This is a genomic window from Streptomyces sp. NBC_01618 (assembly GCF_045209435.1).
Taxonomy (GTDB): Bacteria; Actinomycetota; Actinomycetes; order Streptomycetales; family Streptomycetaceae; genus Streptomyces.
On the sequence record NZ_CP109297.1, the window covers coordinates 4720602 to 4737588 of the forward strand.

Annotated in this window: 16 protein-coding genes and 3 tRNA genes; 16 read left to right on the forward strand and 3 right to left on the reverse strand. The window is 67.7% G+C overall.

What is annotated here, in order from left to right:
* Positions 1–290: 290 nt before the first annotated feature.
* The 6 genes from OH735_RS22025 to OH735_RS22050 all read left to right on the forward strand — a co-directional run bounded on the left by OH735_RS22025 (position 291) and on the right by OH735_RS22050 (position 3435).
* Positions 291–363 (forward strand) — tRNA-Thr (locus OH735_RS22025).
* Positions 364–408: 45 nt separating this feature from the next.
* Positions 409–481, forward strand: a tRNA-Met gene (locus OH735_RS22030).
* 89 nt (positions 482–570) lie between these two features.
* Positions 571–735, forward strand: a complete 165-nt coding sequence (gene rpmG, locus OH735_RS22035) for a 50S ribosomal protein L33 (RefSeq protein ID WP_003956487.1) — start codon at positions 571–573, stop codon at positions 733–735.
* A 103-nt stretch (positions 736–838) separates the two neighbouring features.
* Positions 839–1291, forward strand: coding sequence for a MaoC family dehydratase N-terminal domain-containing protein (locus tag OH735_RS22040; protein ID WP_406383252.1), 453 nt, complete (start codon positions 839–841; stop codon positions 1289–1291).
* Positions 1291–1719, forward strand: coding sequence for a MaoC family dehydratase (locus OH735_RS22045; RefSeq protein WP_384451983.1), 429 nt, complete (start codon positions 1291–1293; stop codon positions 1717–1719). The genes OH735_RS22040 and OH735_RS22045 overlap by 1 nt, the downstream gene beginning before the upstream one ends.
* Before the next feature lie 570 nt (positions 1720–2289).
* The gene (locus OH735_RS22050; protein ID WP_406386682.1) at positions 2290–3435 is read left to right on the forward strand and encodes a UDP-N-acetylmuramate dehydrogenase; all 1146 of its coding nucleotides are present in this window, start codon (positions 2290–2292) and stop codon (positions 3433–3435) included.
* An 87-nt stretch (positions 3436–3522) separates the two neighbouring features.
* Here OH735_RS22050 and OH735_RS22055 read toward each other — a convergent pair whose 3' ends face one another.
* On the reverse strand, positions 3523–4158 hold the full coding sequence (locus tag OH735_RS22055; RefSeq protein WP_406383253.1) for an NAD(P)-dependent oxidoreductase: 636 nt from the start codon (positions 4156–4158) through the stop codon (positions 3523–3525).
* A gap of 87 nt (positions 4159–4245) precedes the next feature.
* Here OH735_RS22055 and OH735_RS22060 point away from each other — a divergent pair, with 87 nt between their 5' ends.
* Positions 4246–4851: a TetR/AcrR family transcriptional regulator gene (locus tag OH735_RS22060; RefSeq protein WP_406383254.1), complete on the forward strand. Its 606-nt coding sequence runs from the start codon at positions 4246–4248 to the stop codon at positions 4849–4851.
* Between the two features lie 23 nt (positions 4852–4874).
* Here OH735_RS22060 and OH735_RS22065 read toward each other — a convergent pair whose 3' ends face one another.
* Both OH735_RS22065 and OH735_RS22070 read right to left on the reverse strand, forming a co-directional pair.
* Complete coding sequence (locus OH735_RS22065; protein ID WP_406383256.1) at positions 4875–5897, reverse strand: adenosine deaminase; 1023 nt, start codon at positions 5895–5897, stop codon at positions 4875–4877.
* A 246-nt stretch (positions 5898–6143) separates the two neighbouring features.
* Positions 6144–7370, reverse strand: coding sequence for a pyridoxal phosphate-dependent aminotransferase (locus tag OH735_RS22070; protein WP_406383257.1), 1227 nt, complete (start codon positions 7368–7370; stop codon positions 6144–6146).
* 225 nt (positions 7371–7595) lie between these two features.
* Here OH735_RS22070 and OH735_RS22075 point away from each other — a divergent pair.
* The 9 genes from OH735_RS22075 (at position 7596) to rpoB (ending at position 16961) form a co-directional block, all read left to right on the forward strand.
* Positions 7596–7668: transfer RNA gene (locus tag OH735_RS22075), tRNA-Trp, on the forward strand.
* Between the two features lie 105 nt (positions 7669–7773).
* The gene (secE, locus tag OH735_RS22080; protein ID WP_406383258.1) at positions 7774–8061 is read left to right on the forward strand and encodes a preprotein translocase subunit SecE; all 288 of its coding nucleotides are present in this window, start codon (positions 7774–7776) and stop codon (positions 8059–8061) included.
* 73 nt (positions 8062–8134) lie between these two features.
* A complete protein-coding gene (gene nusG / locus OH735_RS22085; RefSeq protein WP_406383259.1) occupies positions 8135–9034 on the forward strand; it encodes a transcription termination/antitermination protein NusG in 900 nt (299 codons plus the stop codon).
* 176 nt (positions 9035–9210) lie between these two features.
* On the forward strand, positions 9211–9645 hold the full coding sequence (rplK, locus tag OH735_RS22090) for a 50S ribosomal protein L11 (RefSeq protein WP_351786129.1): 435 nt from the start codon (positions 9211–9213) through the stop codon (positions 9643–9645).
* 81 nt (positions 9646–9726) lie between these two features.
* On the forward strand, positions 9727–10449 hold the full coding sequence (rplA, locus tag OH735_RS22095; RefSeq protein ID WP_406383260.1) for a 50S ribosomal protein L1: 723 nt from the start codon (positions 9727–9729) through the stop codon (positions 10447–10449).
* Positions 10450–10611: 162 nt separating this feature from the next.
* Positions 10612–11514 carry a hypothetical protein gene (locus tag OH735_RS22100; RefSeq protein WP_406383261.1) on the forward strand — a complete coding sequence of 301 codons (903 nt, stop codon included), beginning with the start codon at positions 10612–10614 and terminating at the stop codon, positions 11512–11514.
* Between the two features lie 315 nt (positions 11515–11829).
* Complete coding sequence (gene rplJ / locus OH735_RS22105) at positions 11830–12360, forward strand: 50S ribosomal protein L10 (protein WP_266415516.1); 531 nt, start codon at positions 11830–11832, stop codon at positions 12358–12360.
* A gap of 111 nt (positions 12361–12471) precedes the next feature.
* On the forward strand, positions 12472–12855 hold the full coding sequence (rplL, locus tag OH735_RS22110) for a 50S ribosomal protein L7/L12 (RefSeq protein ID WP_362440680.1): 384 nt from the start codon (positions 12472–12474) through the stop codon (positions 12853–12855).
* Positions 12856–13475: 620 nt separating this feature from the next.
* A complete protein-coding gene (gene rpoB, locus OH735_RS22115; protein ID WP_406383263.1) occupies positions 13476–16961 on the forward strand; it encodes a DNA-directed RNA polymerase subunit beta in 3486 nt (1161 codons plus the stop codon).
* Positions 16962–16987: the final 26 nt, after the last annotated feature.

Genomic DNA, 16987 nt, shown 5'->3' on the forward strand with positions numbered 1-16987 from the left:
GTTCGGCCCGGTTCGAGGAGGAGCGAAATAGTCGTACCGGTGTGGCCCTGAGAGGTATCCGGGGCACGGGTGTACGGCGGGGGCGTAGTGGCCCGTGCGGCGGCCGAGGCGCTGACCGAGCTGCTGGAGGTGGACCGGAAGGCCGCTGATGGGCGGGCCGGAGCGCGGCCGACGGACGGGCGTAAGGCCGCTGATCAAGGGATCGGCGGGGCGTCGATCAAGGGCGCCGGATGGGGCTTCGAAACGGATTTGGGCGATCGGCGACCGACCGTGTAATGTCTTCATCGCTCGCCCCAATAGCTCAGTCGGTAGAGCGTCTCCATGGTAAGGAGAAGGTCTGCGGTTCGATTCCGCATTGGGGCTCTGGTGATCGGGAAACCCCGCTTCGGCGGGGGGACTCGTCATCAAAGCGGTGTAGCTCAGTCGGTAGAGCAAGCGGCTCATAATCGCTGTGTCACCGGTTCAAGTCCGGTCACCGCTACTTACGGTAGCCGATTGTGGGGTCGGTCCTTCGATCGGCTACTCTTTTTTGCGTTCATCCGTCCATCCGTCCGTCCAAGGAGCACTCACGTGGCTGCCACCGACGTCCGCCCGAAGATCACGCTGGCCTGCGTGGAGTGCAAGGAGCGGAACTACATCACCAAGAAGAACCGGCGTAACAACCCGGACCGTCTTGAGATGAAGAAGCACTGCCCGCGCTGCAACTCGCACACTGCGCACCGCGAAACCCGCTGAAACAGGCTCGTACACGAGGCCGTCCCCGCTGGGGGCGGCCTCGTGTCGTTGTATGGGGGCTGTTCTTCGGCCTTTTCATCTTTCACCAGGAGGTAGCGAGCCCATGGCGCTCGACCAGTCCTTCGTGGGGCGGTCCTATCCGCCCACCCCGCCGTACGAGGTCGGCCGGGAGAAGATCCGCGAGTTCGCCGAGGCGGTGGGCGACACCAATCCGGTGTATGTCGACCCCGAGGCGGCCAAGGCGGTCGGCCACAGCGATGTGATCGCGCCGCCGACGTTCGTCTTCTCGATCACCTTCAAGGCCGCCGGTCAGGTGGTCCGGGACCCGCAGCTGGGCCTCGACTACAGCCGCGTGGTGCACGGTGACCAGAAGTTCAGCTACGTGCGTCCCGTGCGGGCGGGGGACCGGCTGACGGTCACGTCGACGATCGAGGGCATCAAGTCCCTGGCGGGCAATGACGTCCTGGACATCCGCGGTGAGGTCCACGACGAGTCCGGCGAGCATGTCGCGACCGCGTGGACGAAGCTGGTGGCGCGCGCCGCCGAGGAGGCGTGATGACGGCGAAGGTGGCGTACGAGTCGGTCGAGGTCGGTACGGAGCTGCCGGCGCAGTCCTTCCCGGTGACCCGGGCGGCGCTGGTGCAGTACGCGGGCGCTTCCGGTGACTTCAACCCGATCCACTGGAACGAGAAGTTCGCCCGCGAGGTCGGACTGCCGGACGTGATCGCGCACGGCATGTTCACCATGGCCGAGGCGATCCGGGTGGTTACGGACTGGGTCGGCGACCCGGGTGCGATTGTCGAGTACGGAGTGCGGTTCACCAAGCCGGTCGTCGTGCCGAACGACGACAAGGGCGCCCTGATCGAGGTCAGCGCCAAGGTGGCCGCCCTGCTGGACGACAAGCAGGTGCGGGTGGACCTGACGGCCATGAGTGACGGCAAGAAGGTGCTGGGCATGTCCCGCGCCGTGGTGCGGCTCGGCTGAGGCCGTTGAGCGCGGCGTAAGGGCACCGTCCATAGGGCGGTGCCTTCAGGGCCTGTCCGGCCCCGATCCGCTGGGGCCTGTCCGGCCGTGATCCGCCGGGCAGGCCCTACGCGTTTTTGGGCATGCCCTTCCCGGCGTACCGGTTGCCGAAGTCAGTGATTGAGTCAGGCAGCCGACCTCGCCCTCTTTGCGCTGGTCATCGGCCCCGACGCCTCGTACGCCGCGCATCTGCCCGGTCTGATCGTCGGCGGCGTCGGCATGGCCATGTACTTCGCACCCGCCGCCGGCCTCGTGATGTCCAGCGTCCGCCCCGCCGAGCAGGGCATCGCCTCCGGCGCCGGCAACGCCCTGTGCGAGGTCGGCGGAGCCCTCGGGGTCGCCGTGCTCGCCACGGTCTTCTCCTCGCAGGGCGGGTACGGATCCGCGCGGACCTTCACCGACGGGACCGTTCCGGCGGTATGGGCAGGCGCCGGCGTGGTGGCGCCGGCCGCCCTCGTCGCCCTGCTCATCCCCGGGCCGCCGCCACGCCTCGGCCCCGGCGCCGCAGACGGCGGACGGAACGGCGGAGAAGTGTGTCCGGCGCCGCCTGAGACGCGGCCCCGTGCGTACGGTCCGTGGTCCCGCCCGAACGGCCGGAGCACGGACCGTACTCTTGTCCCCGTGCAGGAACTCCACGATGCGCCCCTCGCCCCCCTGACCACCTTCCGGCTCGGCGGCCCCGCCGCCCGCCTCCTTACGGCGACGACCGACGCCGAGGTGGTCGAAGCCGTGCGCGAGGCCGACGAGAGCGGCACCCCGCTCCTCGTCATCGGCGGCGGCAGCAACCTCGTCATCGGCGACAAGGGCTTCGACGGCACCGCCCTGCGCATCGCGACCAAGGGCTTCGCGCTGGACCGTACGACGCTGGAACTGGCCGCCGGAGAGGTCTGGACGGACGCCGTCGCCCGCACCGTCGACGCCGGTCTCGCGGGCATCGAATGCCTGGCCGGAATTCCGGGCTCCGCCGGTGCGACGCCGATCCAGAATGTCGGCGCCTACGGCCAGGAGGTCTCCTCCACCATCACGGAGGTCGTCGCCTACGACCGGTACACCCGCGAAACGGTCACCATCCCGAACGCCGCGTGCGCATTCTCGTACCGGCACAGTCGCTTCAAGGCCGAACCCGACCGCTTCGTGGTGCTGCGTGTCCGCTTCGAGCTGGAAGACGCGGGCGGTCTGTCCGCCCCCCTGAAGTACCCCGAAACGGCCCGCGCCATGGGTGTCGAGCAGGGCGAGCGCGTGCCCGCCGCGGCCGCCCGCGAAACGGTGCTCAGGCTCCGTGCCGGCAAGGGCATGGTGCTGGACCCGGAGGACCACGACTCCTGGTCAGCCGGCTCCTTCTTCACCAACCCGATCCTGGAGGAGGCGGAGTACGAGGCGTTCCTCGCCCGCGCCAGGAACCGGCTCGGCCCCGAGGTCACGCCCCCCGCCTTCCCCGCGGACGGGGGACGCACCAAGACCTCCGCGGCCTGGCTCATCGACAAGGCCGGTTTCACCAAGGGCTACGGCACAGGGCCGGCCCGCATCTCCACCAAGCACACCCTCGCGCTCACCAACCGCGGCGGCGCGACCACCGAGGACCTCCTCGCGCTCGCCCGTGAGGTCGTCGTCGGGGTGCACGAGGCATTCGGTGTCACGCTCGTCAACGAACCGGTGACGGTCGGCGTGAGCCTGTAGAAGGCGCCTGCGGCCTCTCGGTCGGATCATGCCGGGCTTGCGTACCCCGCTCCCTGATCCGGCCTGATCCGACCGGAAGACCCTGGCTCAGTACGCCACGCCCACGCCCTGCTTCACCGCGGCCGGATCGTTGATCAGTGCCAGCATCGCGTGTGCCACATCGGCCCGTGAGATGGTCCGGCCGCTGCGGGGGCTGCTGCCGAAGGCCATCCGGTACTTTCCCGTCAGCGGCCCGTTGGTGAGCTTCGGCGGCCGTACGGACGTCCAGTCCGTCGCACTCCGGGCCAGCGCGGCCTCCATCCGCGTCAGGTCCGTGTAGACCTCCTTGAGGATCGCCCCGACCAGCTTGCGGACCATCCGGTCCACCGGCGGGTCGTCGGCCGGCCGGGGACCGACCGGGGCCGCGCTGACCACGAGCAGCCGTCGCGTCCCCTCGGCCTCCATCGCCTGCAGCACCGACCGGGTCAGCCGCTCGGCGACACCGTCCGCCTTCCGGCCGCGCGAGCCGAGCCCGGAGAGCACCGCGTCCCGGCCCGCGACCGCCTCGCGCAGCGCCTCCGGATCGTCGATGCGCGCCGCGGTGTGGACCTGTACATCGGAGAGCGGGACGGGTAGTCGCGCCGGATCGCGGACCACCGCCGTCACCTCGTGGCCCGCCGCCACCGCCTGGCGGACGATCTCCTGGCCGACACCGCCCGTCGCACCGAACACTGTGATCCTCATTGCGCACCCTCCTGGGGTGGGTAAGTATTCACTCACCCCTACCGTGAGTGAATACTCACCACCCCGTCAAGCCTCATTGGAGTGCACATGGAGCAGAAGCCGGCCCGCGTCCGCATCGTCGACGCCGCCCACCAGCTGATGCTCACCATCGGCCTGGCCCGCGCCACCACCAAGGAGATCGCCCGAGCCGCAGGCTGCTCGGAGGCCGCGCTCTACAAGCACTTCCCGAGCAAGGAGGAGCTGTTCGTGGCCGTGCTCAAGGAACGGCTGCCCAAGCTCAACCCGCTGCCGAAGCGGCTCATCGTGTCACCGGGGGCGGGGGAGCGGACCGTCGAGCAGAACCTCACGGAGATCGCCCGCCAGGCCGCCCTCTTCTACGAACAGAGCTTCCCGATCGCCGCCTCGCTGTATGCCGAGCCCAGGCTCAAGGAACGCCACAACGAGGCGATGAGGGAGCTGGGCACCGGCCCCCACATGCCCATCCGCGGCCTCGACGCGTACCTGCGCTCCGAACAGGCCGCCGGCCGGGTGCGGGCCGACGCGGACACCTACGCGGCCGCCTCGCTGCTCCTGGGCGCCTGCGCGCAGCGGGCCTTCGCCTACGAGGCCACGGAGGGCGGGGGGCCGCCGCAGTCCCTCGACGCGTTCGCCGCGTCCGTGGCCAGGGCGCTGATACGGGGGCTCGCGGCGTAGACCGCCCCCGGCGCCGGTCGGTCTCAGCCCACCGGCTTCGACAGCCAGGCGTCGATGCCGGCCAGGAGCTCTGCCCGAATCGCGGCGGGAGCCGCAGAGCCCCGCACCGACTGCCGGGCCAGTTCCGCGAGCTCCTCGTCCGTGAACGCGTGGTGGCGCCGTACAAGGTCGTACTGCGCGGCCAGCCGGGAACCGAAGAGCAGCGGATCGTCCGCGCCCAGCGCCATCGGCACCCCGGCCTCGAACAGAGTGCGCAGGGGTACGTCGGCGGGCTTCTCGTAGACGCCCAGCGCCACGTTCGACGCCGGGCACACCTCGCAGGTCACTCCCCGCTCCGCCAGCCTGCGCAACAGCCGAGGATCCTCGGCGGCCCGTACGCCGTGCCCGATCCGGGCCGCGTCGAGATCGTCCAGACAGTCCCGCACGCTCGACGGGCCGGCCAGCTCGCCGCCGTGCGGGGCCGCCAGCAGGCCGCCGTCGCGGGCGATGGCGAAGGCCCGGTCGAAGTCCCGGGCCATCCCGCGCCGCTCGTCGTTGGAGAGCCCGAATCCGACCACGCCCCGGTCCGCGTACCGCACCGCGAGCCGGGCCAGGGTGCGGGCGTCCAGCGGGTGCTTCATCCGGTTCGCCGCGATCACCACCCGGATCGGCAGACCGGTCTCGCGCGAAGCGCTGTCCACCGCGTCCAGGATGATCTCGATCGCCGGGATCAGCCCGCCGAGCAGCGGGGCGTACGAGGTGGGGTCGACCTGGATCTCCAGCCAGCCGGAGCCGTCCGCGACGTCCTCCTGGGCCGTCTCGCGCACGAGCCGCCGGATGTCCTCGGGGGCCCTCAGACAGGATCGGGCGATGTCGTAGAGCCGCTGGAAGCGGAACCAGCCGCGCTCGTCCGTCGCCCGCAGCCGGGGCGGCTCGCCGCCGGTCAGCGCCTCCGGCAGGTGCACGCCGTACTTGTCGGCGAGTTCGAGCAGGGTCGTGGGCCGCATCGACCCGGTGAAATGCAGGTGCAGGTGGGCCTTGGGCAACAGCCGGACGTCACGATCCATGTCCGATCACCTTCTGTAGCTGCTACGCTCCGCACTGTGCCGAAAGGCATCGGGCAGGGCTTGTCCGTCACGAGGCCGATCATCAGGCCGAATGAGAAGTCCCCTGTTGTTGGGGGAGGAGTCACTGGGAGATCCTGCCGCAAGGATCTCGGCCCAGGCAGCCGGATTCATCGAACGAGCGCTTGCCTGAACGCATGAGTGGGCTCCCGGCTCAGCCGGGAGCCCACTCATGCGCCACACGGAACGTCAGGCCTTGGCCTCGCCCAGCAGCTTCTGGAGCCGCGAGACGCCCTCGACGAGGTCGTCGTCGCCCAGGGCGTACGAGAGCCGCAGGTAGCCCGGCGTACCGAAGGCCTCGCCCGGTACGACCGCGACCTCGGCCTCGTCCAGGATCAGCGCGGCCAGCTCGACCGAGGTGGCCGGGCGCTTGCCGCGGATCTCCTTGCCGAGCAGCTCCTTGACCGAGGGGTACGCGTAGAACGCGCCCTCGGGCTCAGGGCACAGCACGCCGTCGATCTCGTTGAGCATCCGGACGATGGTCTGCCGGCGCCGGTCGAAGGCGGTCCGCATCTCGGCGACCGCGTCCAGGTCCCCGGAGACGGCGGCCAGCGCGGCGACCTGGGCGACGTTGGAGACGTTGGACGTGGCGTGCGACTGCAGGTTGGTCGCGGCCTTGACCACGTCCTTCGGGCCGATGAGCCAGCCCACGCGCCAGCCGGTCATCGCGTACGTCTTGGCGACGCCGTTGACCACGATGCACTTGTCGCGCAGGGCGGGAACGAGCGCGGGCAGCGAGGTGAACTTCGCGTCGCCGTAGACCAGGTGCTCGTAGATCTCGTCGGTCAGCACCCACAGGCCGTGCTCGACGGCCCACTCGCCGATCGCCTTAGCGTCGGCCTCGCTGTACACCGCACCGGTCGGGTTCGACGGGGAGACGAACAGGACGACCTTCGTGCGCTCGGTGCGCGCGGCCTCCAGCTGCTCGACGGAGACCCGGTAGCCGGTGGTCTCGTCGGCCACGACCTCGACCGGGACACCGCCGGCCAGCCGGATCGACTCGGGGTAGGTGGTCCAGTACGGGGCCGGGACGATGACCTCGTCGCCCGGGTCGAGGATCGCGGCGAACGCCTCGTAGATGGCCTGCTTGCCGCCGTTGGTCACCAGGATCTGGGAGGCGTCGACCTCATAGCCGGAGTCGCGCAGCGTCTTCTCCGCAATGGCGGCCTTGAGCTCCGGAAGCCCTCCCGCCGGGGTGTAGCGGTGGTACTTCGGGTTGCGGCAGGCCTCGACCGCGGCCTCGACGATGTAACCGGGGGTCGGGAAGTCGGGCTCACCGGCACCGAAGCCGATCACCGGGCGGCCGGCGGCCTTGAGGGCCTTGGCCTTGGCGTCGACGGCGAGGGTGGCGGACTCGGAGATTGCACCGATGCGGGCGGAGACCCGGCGCTCGGACGGAGAAGTTGCAGCGCTCATGGCCCCCATGGTCCCAGACCGCGTTCCCTGTCGGCACAGGGGTTTCAGGGACCGGACAGGACTCGGACAGCATGCGGACAACATGCGATCAGGAGTTGTCGGGAGCTATCTGTTCGACGCCGGGCCGCTGAGCACGTACACTCACCTGTCGTTGGCCTTCACCAGTCACACCGTTCTCGCACCCGGAGCATCCGGGAAGATGCGGTAGGTTGGTGGAAACCACAAAGGGTCGTAGCTCAATTGGTAGAGCACTGGTCTCCAAAACCAGCGGTTGGGGGTTCAAGTCCCTCCGGCCCTGCTACACATTCCTTCGCCAGGAGTGTGCGCATGTACGTACTTCAATGCACCGCCGTGCGGCTCCACCGGGCGCGGCACGGCCATGACCCGGAATCAGGTGAGTAGCGTGACGGACGCCGTGGGCTCCATCGACATGCCTGATGCCGAGGATGAAGTACCCGAGTCGAAGAAGAAGGCTCGGAAGGGCGGCAAGCGCGGAAAGAAGGGCCCTCTGGGTCGCTTCGCGCTGTTCTACCGCCAGATCGTCGCCGAGTTGCGCAAGGTTGTCTGGCCGACTCGTAATCAGCTGACGACATACACCAGCGTGGTGATTGTCTTCGTCGTCGTCATGATCGGTCTGGTGACCGTGATTGACTTCGGGTTCCAGCGGGTCGTGAAGTACGTCTTCGGCTGATCCCGCGGAGGGCGCCTCATGGGCGCCCCTTTCGCATGTTCCACCCATTTGTATCCAGGAAGAAGCAGCCACCGTGTCTGACCCGAACCTGAACGACGCCGTCGAGCCGACGGCGGGCGCCTTCGAGTCCGCCGAGGACGAGCTCGACATCGTCGAGGCGGCGGACGCCGAGGAGCCGGACCAGGCTGAAGCTGCCGACGCCGCCGCAGGTGAGCCCGCCGAGCAGGCGGCCCTGCACACCGAGGACGACGACGAGGCCGCCGAGGCCGAGACCGGTTCCGAGGGCGACGCGAACGACGACGAGCCCGCCGAGGCCGACGAGGAAGCGGCGGCGGAGGCGGAGCCGGCCGCCCCCGTCGACGCCGTCACGGCTCTGCGCGAGGAACTGCGCGGCCTTCCCGGCGAGTGGTACGTCATCCACACGTACGCCGGTTACGAGAAGCGTGTGAAGGCCAACCTGGAGCAGCGCGCCGTCTCGCTCAACGTCGAGGAATTCATCTACCAGGCCGAAGTGCCCGAGGAAGAGATCGTCCAGATCAAGAACGGCGAGCGCAAGAACGTTCGCCAGAACAAGCTGCCGGGCTACGTCCTGGTGCGCATGGATCTGACGAACGAGTCCTGGGGCGTCGTCCGCAACACCCCCGGCGTCACCGGCTTCGTGGGCAACGCCTACGACCCGTACCCGCTGACGCTCGACGAGATCGTCAAGATGCTCGCCCCGGAGGCCGAGGAGAAGGCCGCCCGTGAGGCCGCCGAGGCCGAGGGCAAGCCGGTTCCGTCCCGCAAGGTCGAGGTGCAGGTGCTCGACTTCGAGGTGGGCGACTCGGTCACCGTCACCGACGGCCCGTTCGCGACTCTGCAGGCGACGATCAACGAGATCAACGCCGACTCGAAGAAGGTCAAGGGTCTCGTCGAGATCTTCGGTCGCGAGACTCCGGTCGAGCTCAGCTTCGACCAGATCCAGAAGAACTAGCGGCTTTCCGCCAGATTCTGGACACATGCCTACCCAGCAGGTCAGACCGGCTCCACGGCCGGTCTGACCTGCTCGGTTTTTGGTCGCGCAGCCATACCCGTTATCGTTGTGCGGTATGCCTCCATCCGGATGACCGGACGGCGGCGAAACACTCTCACTAGGACCCGGAGAGAGCAATGCCTCCCAAGAAGAAGAAGGTCACGGGGCTTATCAAGCTCCAGATCAACGCCGGTGCGGCCAACCCGGCCCCGCCGGTCGGCCCCGCGCTCGGCCAGCACGGCGTCAACATCATGGAGTTCTGCAAGGCCTACAACGCCGCGACCGAGTCGCAGCGTGGCATGGTCGTGCCGGTGGAGATCACGGTCTATGAGGACCGCTCCTTCACCTTCGTCACCAAGACTCCGCCGGCCGCGAAGCTGATCCTCAAGGCCGCGGGCGTGGAGAAGGGCTCCGGCGAGCCGCACAAGACCAAGGTCGCCAAGCTGACGGCTGCCCAGGTCCGTGAGATCGCCACGACGAAGCTCCCCGACCTGAACGCCAACGACCTCGACGCCGCGTCGAAGATCATCGCTGGCACCGCCCGTTCCATGGGCGTCACGGTCGAAGGCTGATTCAGCCCCTCACGTCCTCAGTGGTAGGGCCAAGCGCTGGCCCGCACCACGACTCCACACCCTGAAACCACAGGAGCAGAAGTGAAGCGCAGCAAGAACCTCCGCGCTGCGGACGCCAAGGTCGACCGGGCGCGCAACTACGCCCCGCTCGAGGCCGTCCGTCTCGCCAAGGAGACCGCCTCCACCAAGTTCGACGGCACCGTCGAGGTCGCGTTCTGCCTGGGTGTCGACCCTCGCAAGGCCGACCAGATGGTCCGCGGCACCGTGAACCTCCCGCACGGCACCGGCAAGACCGCCCGGGTCCTGGTCTTCGCGACCGGTGACCGTGCTGCGGCCGCGGAAGCCGCGGGCGCCGACATCGTCGGCGCCGACGAGCTCATCGACGAGGTGGCGAAGGGCCGTCTGGACTTCGACGCCGTCGTCGCCACCCCGGACCTCATGGGCAAGGTCGGCCGCCTCGGCCGGGTGCTCGGTCCGCGTGGTCTGATGCCGAACCCGAAGACCGGCACCGTCACCCCCGATGTCGCGAAGGCTGTCAACGACATCAAGGGCGGCAAGATCGAGTTCCGCGTCGACAAGCACTCGAACCTGCACTTCATCATCGGCAAGGTCTCGTTCGACGACACCAAGCTGGTGGAGAACTACGCAGCGGCGCTGGAGGAGATCCTCCGTCTGAAGCCGTCCGCCGCCAAGGGCCGCTACATCAAGAAGGCCACCCTGGCCACCACGATGGGCCCCGGCATCCCGCTGGACGCCAACCGCACCCGTAACCTCCTCGTCGAGGAGGACCCGGCCGCCGTCTGAGCCTCAGCGCTCGGCAGCAGGCCGCGTCACGTGTGACATTGACGGGCCCCGCAACCTTTCGAGGTGCGGGGCCCGTCCTCGTATCCGTATGTAGCCGGTGGCTGTGTCGGAGCCGTGCGTTAGCGTGTGGCTCCGAGAGCCGAACGAGGGGTGGAAGCGGACATGAGGACCAGTACCGTGCGACACGTGGGTCTGTCGGTGGCGGTGGCGGCGGCCTTGACGTCGGTCGCGGCCTGCGGCGGATCGGACGACAAGGGCGGCGACAACCGCGGCGGGGCCGTGGTGAAGGTCGACCCGATAGCCGCGTTGCTCGATGTACAGAAGAAGACCGGCGGGGAGAGCTCGGCGAAGGTCGAGGGCACCACGCAGATGGGCACCACCATGTCCATGAAGCAGAGCGGGACCATCGACTGGACCGACGGCCTCACCGGCACCATGGAGATCACCTACACCGGCGGCACCATGGCGGATGCCATGAAGCAGAACGGTGGTACGGGCGCCATGCAGGCCCGCTACTTCAAGGACGGCTACGCCGTCAACATGGGTGAGGCCTTCGCCAAGCAGGCCGGCGGCAAGCACTGGATCAACTACGGCTACGCCGACCTCGCCAAGCTCGCCGGCGCCTCCGGCGAGGCGATGAAGCAGCAGATGCAGAACACCACCCCTGACCAGGGTGTGAAGTCGCTGCTGGCCTCCGGTGACGTGAAGAAGGTCGGCCAGGAGGACGTCCGCGGCGTCTCCACCACGCACTACTCCGGCACCGTCGACGTCGCCGCGCTGACCGCGAAGAACTCCAAGCTCGACGCCGACCAGCTCGACCAGCTGAAGAAGCAGCTGAGCGACGCCGGGATCACCACGGAGAAGGTCGACATCTGGGTCGACGAGAACGATCTGCTGGTCAAGAAGACCGAGCGCGGCCAGATGAAGACCGGCGAACTGAATTCGACGGTGTACTACAGCGACTACGGCACGAAGGTCTCGGTCGAGAAGCCCCCGGCCGATGACACGGTCGACTTCACCGACCTCGTGAAGCAGCAGCAGGGAGCCGCCGGGGGAGCCGGCTGAGACCGTCCGGCGACCGGGGCGACGCAGTTCCCCGGTCGCCGGACGGCCCAAACCTCCGAGGGGAGCCGGATTTGCCCGGCGCGACATCGGTCGCGTATTCTCCTACAGAAGCCAAAGACCGCTGGTCGTTGCTGCGCTCTCGCAAGAGGGAACAGCAACCGAAGGATCCGTCGAGTACGGGCGACCCGCGCAGGTGACTGTGGAAAGCTCCCGGACTTCGTTCGGTCGAGCTACGCCCTGGCGCCTGCGCCGGGGCGTTCGTCTTTCCCGGCCCCTTCTGAGCGGTCCTCATCACCCGGAAGGAGGCCGACGCTCATGGCAAGGCCCGACAAGGCTGCCGCGGTAGCCGAGCTGACGGACCAGTTCCGCAGCTCGAACGCCGCCGTGCTGACCGAGTACCGGGGTCTCACCGTGGCGCAGCTCAAGACGCTGCGTCGTTCGCTCGGTGAGAACGCCCAGTACGCCGTGGTGAAGAACACGCTGACCAAGATTGCGGCCAACGAGGCCGGGATCACTTCGCTGGACGACCAGTTCACTGGTCCGACGGCGGTTGCCTTCATCACCGGTGACCCGGTGGAGTCGGCGAAGGGTCTTCGTGACTTCGCCAAGGAGAACCCCAACCTCATCATCAAGGGCGGTGTCCTTGATGGTAAGGCGCTGACCGCGGATGAGATCAAGAAGCTCGCGGACCTCGAGTCCCGCGAGGTTCTGCTCGCCAAGCTGGCGGGCGCCATGAAGGGCAAGCAGACTCAGGCTGCTCAGGTCTTCCAGGCGCTCCCGTCGAAGTTCGTCCGCACCGCGGAGGCGCTTCGTGCCAAGCAGGCCGAGCAGGGCGGTGCCGAGTAATTCGGCTCGCGCAATGATCGTCGCTCCCTAGGGCGACGGTCGCAGCGGGCCGAACGTACGCCCGCCTACATGTAACTCCGGCACCTGCCGAATTAGTGGAAGGACGCCATCATGGCGAAGCTGTCCCAGGACGACCTGCTCGCGCAGTTCGAAGAGATGACCCTCATCGAGCTCTCCGAGTTCGTGAAGGCCTTCGAGGCGAAGTTCGACGTCACCGCCGCCGCTGCGGTCGCCGTTGCCGCCCCGGGTGCCCCCGGTGCCGCCGCTGAGGCCGTCGAGGAGCAGGACGAGTTCGACGTCATCCTCACCGGCGCCGGCGAGAAGAAGATCCAGGTCATCAAGGTCGTGCGTGAGCTGACCTCGCTGGGTCTGAAGGAGGCCAAGGACCTCGTCGACGGCACCCCGAAGCCGGTCCTCGAGAAGGTCGCCAAGGAGGCCGCCGAGAAGGCTGCCGAGTCCCTCAAGGCCGCCGGCGCTTCCGTCGAGGTCAAGTGACTCAAGGAGTCCGCTGACTCCTCCTGACTGCCCGTGCCGCACGGCACGGGCGTCAAATGACGAAGGGCGATCACCCATCCGGGTGGTCGCCCTTCGGCGTACCCGCGACGGCTGCCTTGCTCTTCCGGCGGCGACGAGTATGGTGATCATCGCCGTTGCCTCTCGGGGCCGGCCGGCCGGCGCCGAGAGGTAGCCGGGTGATGGCACCGGGGCGTTGTCCCGGCATGGGGGGCCTTGACGAACGGCACGAGGCGCGCAATTCTCAGGACGCGTCGTCACATCGATCCGAATCCGAGGCATGGATCGTGGACGAAGAGGGCAGTAAAGAAGAGCGCACCGCGCGCACCGGCTAGTCATAGGTGTTGAGAACAGCTGTTGAGAGCTACGTGGGTCTCTGAGAACCCCGACTGGACATCAGTGTGCCGTTTGGCTACACTGACCCTTTGCGCTGCCTGTTAGCTGCCTCCTGCCCGTCACCAGAGGCATGCCCACGCTTGAGCACCCATGACCGACCGTCTCTGACCTGGCCGTCTTCGGCCGAATCAGGAACAGACCGTCTCTGTGTCCAGCTTGGGACCGGTACGCGCGTAGTGAGTCCGAGCCCTCGGAAGGACCCCCTCTTGGCCGCCTCGCGCAACGCCTCGACCGCGAATACGAACAACGGTGCCAGCACCGCCCCGCTGCGCATCTCCTTTGCAAAGATCAAGGAGCCCCTCGAGGTTCCGAACCTCCTCGCGCTGCAGACCGAGAGCTTTGACTGGCTCCTCGGCAATGCCGCCTGGAAGGCTCGCGTCGAGGCTGCTCTGGACAGTGGACAAGACGTCCCCACCAAGTCCGGCCTGGAGGAAATCTTCGAGGAGATTTCACCGATCGAGGACTTCTCCGGGTCGATGTCGCTTACGTTCCGCGACCACCGCTTCGAGCCCTCGAAGAACTCGATCGACGAGTGCAAGGAGCGCGACTTCACGTTCGCCGCCCCGCTCTTCGTCACGGCCGAGTTCACCAACAACGAGACCGGCGAGATCAAGTCCCAGACGGTCTTCATGGGCGACTTCCCGCTCATGACCAACAAGGGCACCTTCGTCATCAACGGCACCGAGCGTGTCGTCGTGTCGCAGCTGGTCCGCTCGCCGGGTGTCTACTTCGATTCCTCCATCGACAAGACGTCCGACAAGGACATCTTCTCCGCCAAGATCATCCCGTCCCGGGGTGCCTGGCTGGAGATGGAGATCGACAAGCGCGACATGGTCGGTGTCCGTATCGACCGCAAGCGCAAGCAGTCCGTGACCGTCCTGCTCAAGGCTCTCGGTTGGACGACCGAGCAGATCCTTGAGGAGTTCGGCGAGTACGAGTCCATGCGCGCCACCCTGGAGAAGGACCACACCCAGGGTCAGGACGACGCGCTGCTCGACATCTACCGCAAGCTGCGTCCGGGCGAGCCCCCGACCCGTGAGGCCGCGCAGACGCTGCTGGAGAACCTCTACTTCAACCCGAAGCGCTACGACCTGGCGAAGGTCGGCCGCTACAAGGTGAACAAGAAGCTCGGCGCGAACGAGCCGCTGGACGCCGGCGTGCTCACCTCCGACGACGTCATCGCCACCATCAAGTACCTGGTGAAGCTGCACGCCGGTGAGACCGAGACGGTCGGCGAGTCCGGTCGTTCGATCATGGTCGAGACCGACGACATCGACCACTTCGGCAACCGTCGTATCCGTAACGTCGGTGAGCTGATCCAGAACCAGGTCCGTACGGGTCTCGCCCGTATGGAGCGCGTCGTGCGCGAGCGCATGACCACCCAGGACGTCGAGGCGATCACGCCGCAGACCCTGATCAACATCCGGCCGGTCGTCGCCTCCATCAAGGAATTCTTCGGCACCAGCCAGCTGTCCCAGTTCATGGACCAGAACAACCCGCTGTCGGGCCTGACGCACAAGCGTCGTCTCAACGCGCTGGGCCCGGGTGGTCTCTCCCGTGAGCGGGCCGGCTTCGAGGTCCGTGACGTGCACCCGTCGCACTACGGACGCATGTGCCCGATCGAGACGCCCGAAGGCCCGAACATCGGTCTGATCGGTTCGCTGGCTTCGTACGGCCGCATCAACGCGTTCGGCTTCATCGAGACGCCGTACCGCAAGGTCGTCGAGGGCCAGGTCACCGACGAGGTCGACTACCTGACCGCCGACGAGGAGGACCGCTTCGTCATCGCGCAGGCAAACGCGCCGCTGACCGACGAGCTCCGGTTCGTCGAGCCCCGCGTGCTGGTCCGCCGCCGTGGTGGCGAGGTCGACTACGTGCCCGGCGCGGACGTCGACTACATGGACGTCTCGCCGCGCCAGATGGTGTCCGTCGCCACCGCGATGATCCCCTTCCTGGAGCACGACGACGCCAACCGTGCCCTCATGGGCGCGAACATGATGCGTCAGGCGGTGCCGCTGATCAAGTCGGAGGCCCCGCTCGTCGGCACCGGCATGGAGTACCGCTGCGCCACCGACGCCGGTGACGTGCTCAAGGCCGAGAAGGACGGTGTGGTCCAGGAGGTCTCCGCGGACTACATCACCGTGACCAACGACGACGGCACGTACACCACGTACCGCATCGCCAAGTTCATGCGCTCCAACCAGGGCACCTCGGTCAACCAGAAGGTTGTCGTCTCCGAGGGCGACCGGGTCGTCGCCGACCAGGTGCTCGCCGACGGTCCGGCCACCGAGAACGGTGAGATGGCCCTCGGTAAGAACCTGCTCGTGGCGTTCATGCCGTGGGAGGGTCACAACTACGAGGACGCGATCATCCTGTCGCAGCGCCTCGTGCAGGACGACGTCCTCTCCTCGATCCACATCGAGGAGCACGAGGTCGACGCCCGTGACACCAAGCTCGGCCCGGAGGAGATCACCCGGGACATCCCGAACGTCTCCGAGGAGGTCCTCGCCGACCTCGACGAGCGCGGCATCATCCGTATCGGTGCCGAGGTCGTCGCCGGCGACATCCTCGTCGGCAAGGTCACGCCCAAGGGCGAGACCGAGCTGACCCCCGAGGAGCGCCTGCTCCGCGCGATCTTCGGTGAGAAGGCGCGCGAGGTGCGCGACACCTCGCTGAAGGTGCCGCACGGTGAGATCGGCAAGGTCATCGGCGTCCGCGTCTTCGACCGCGAAGAGGGCGACGAGCTGCCGCCGGGCGTGAACCAGCTGGTCCGCGTCTACGTCGCGCAGAAGCGCAAGATCACCGACGGTGACAAGCTCGCTGGCCGTCACGGCAACAAGGGCGTCATCTCGAAGATCCTCCCGATCGAGGACATGCCGTTCCTGGAGGACGGCACCCCGGTCGACATCATCCTCAACCCGCTGGGTGTCCCGTCCCGAATGAACCCGGGACAGGTCCTGGAGATCCACCTCGGCTGGCTCGCCAGCCGCGGCTGGGACGTCTCCGGTCTCGGTGAGGACTGGGCCAAGCGCCTGCAGGCCATCGGCGCCGACCAGGTCGCCCCCGGCACCAACGTCGCCACCCCCGTCTTCGACGGTGCGCGCGAGGACGAGATCTCCGGTCTCTTCGAGGCCACGATCCCGAACCGCGACGGCGACCGCCTGGTGCAGCCCTCCGGCAAGGCCAAGCTGTTCGACGGCCGCTCCGGCGAGCCGTTCCCGGACCCGGTCTCGGTCGGGTACATGTACATCCTCAAGCTGCACCACCTCGTCGACGACAAGCTGCACGCTCGTTCGACGGGCCCGTACTCCATGATCACCCAGCAGCCGCTGGGTGGTAAGGCCCAGTTCGGTGGTCAGCGCTTCGGTGAGATGGAGGTGTGGGCCCTTGAGGCTTACGGCGCCGCATACGCCCTCCAGGAACTGCTGACGATCAAGTCCGACGACGTGACCGGCCGCGTGAAGGTCTACGAGGCGATCGTCAAGGGCGAGAACATCCCCGAGCCCGGCATTCCCGAGTCCTTCAAGGTGCTCATCAAGGAAATGCAGTCGCTCTGCCTCAACGTGGAGGTGCTGTCCTCGGACGGCATGTCCATCGAGATGCGCGACACGGACGAGGACGTCTTCCGCGCGGCGGAGGAGCTCGGTATCGACCTGTCCCGGCGCGAGCCGAGCAGCGTCGAAGAGGTCTGACGGGTTGGCCGGCCGGATCCCCGTGA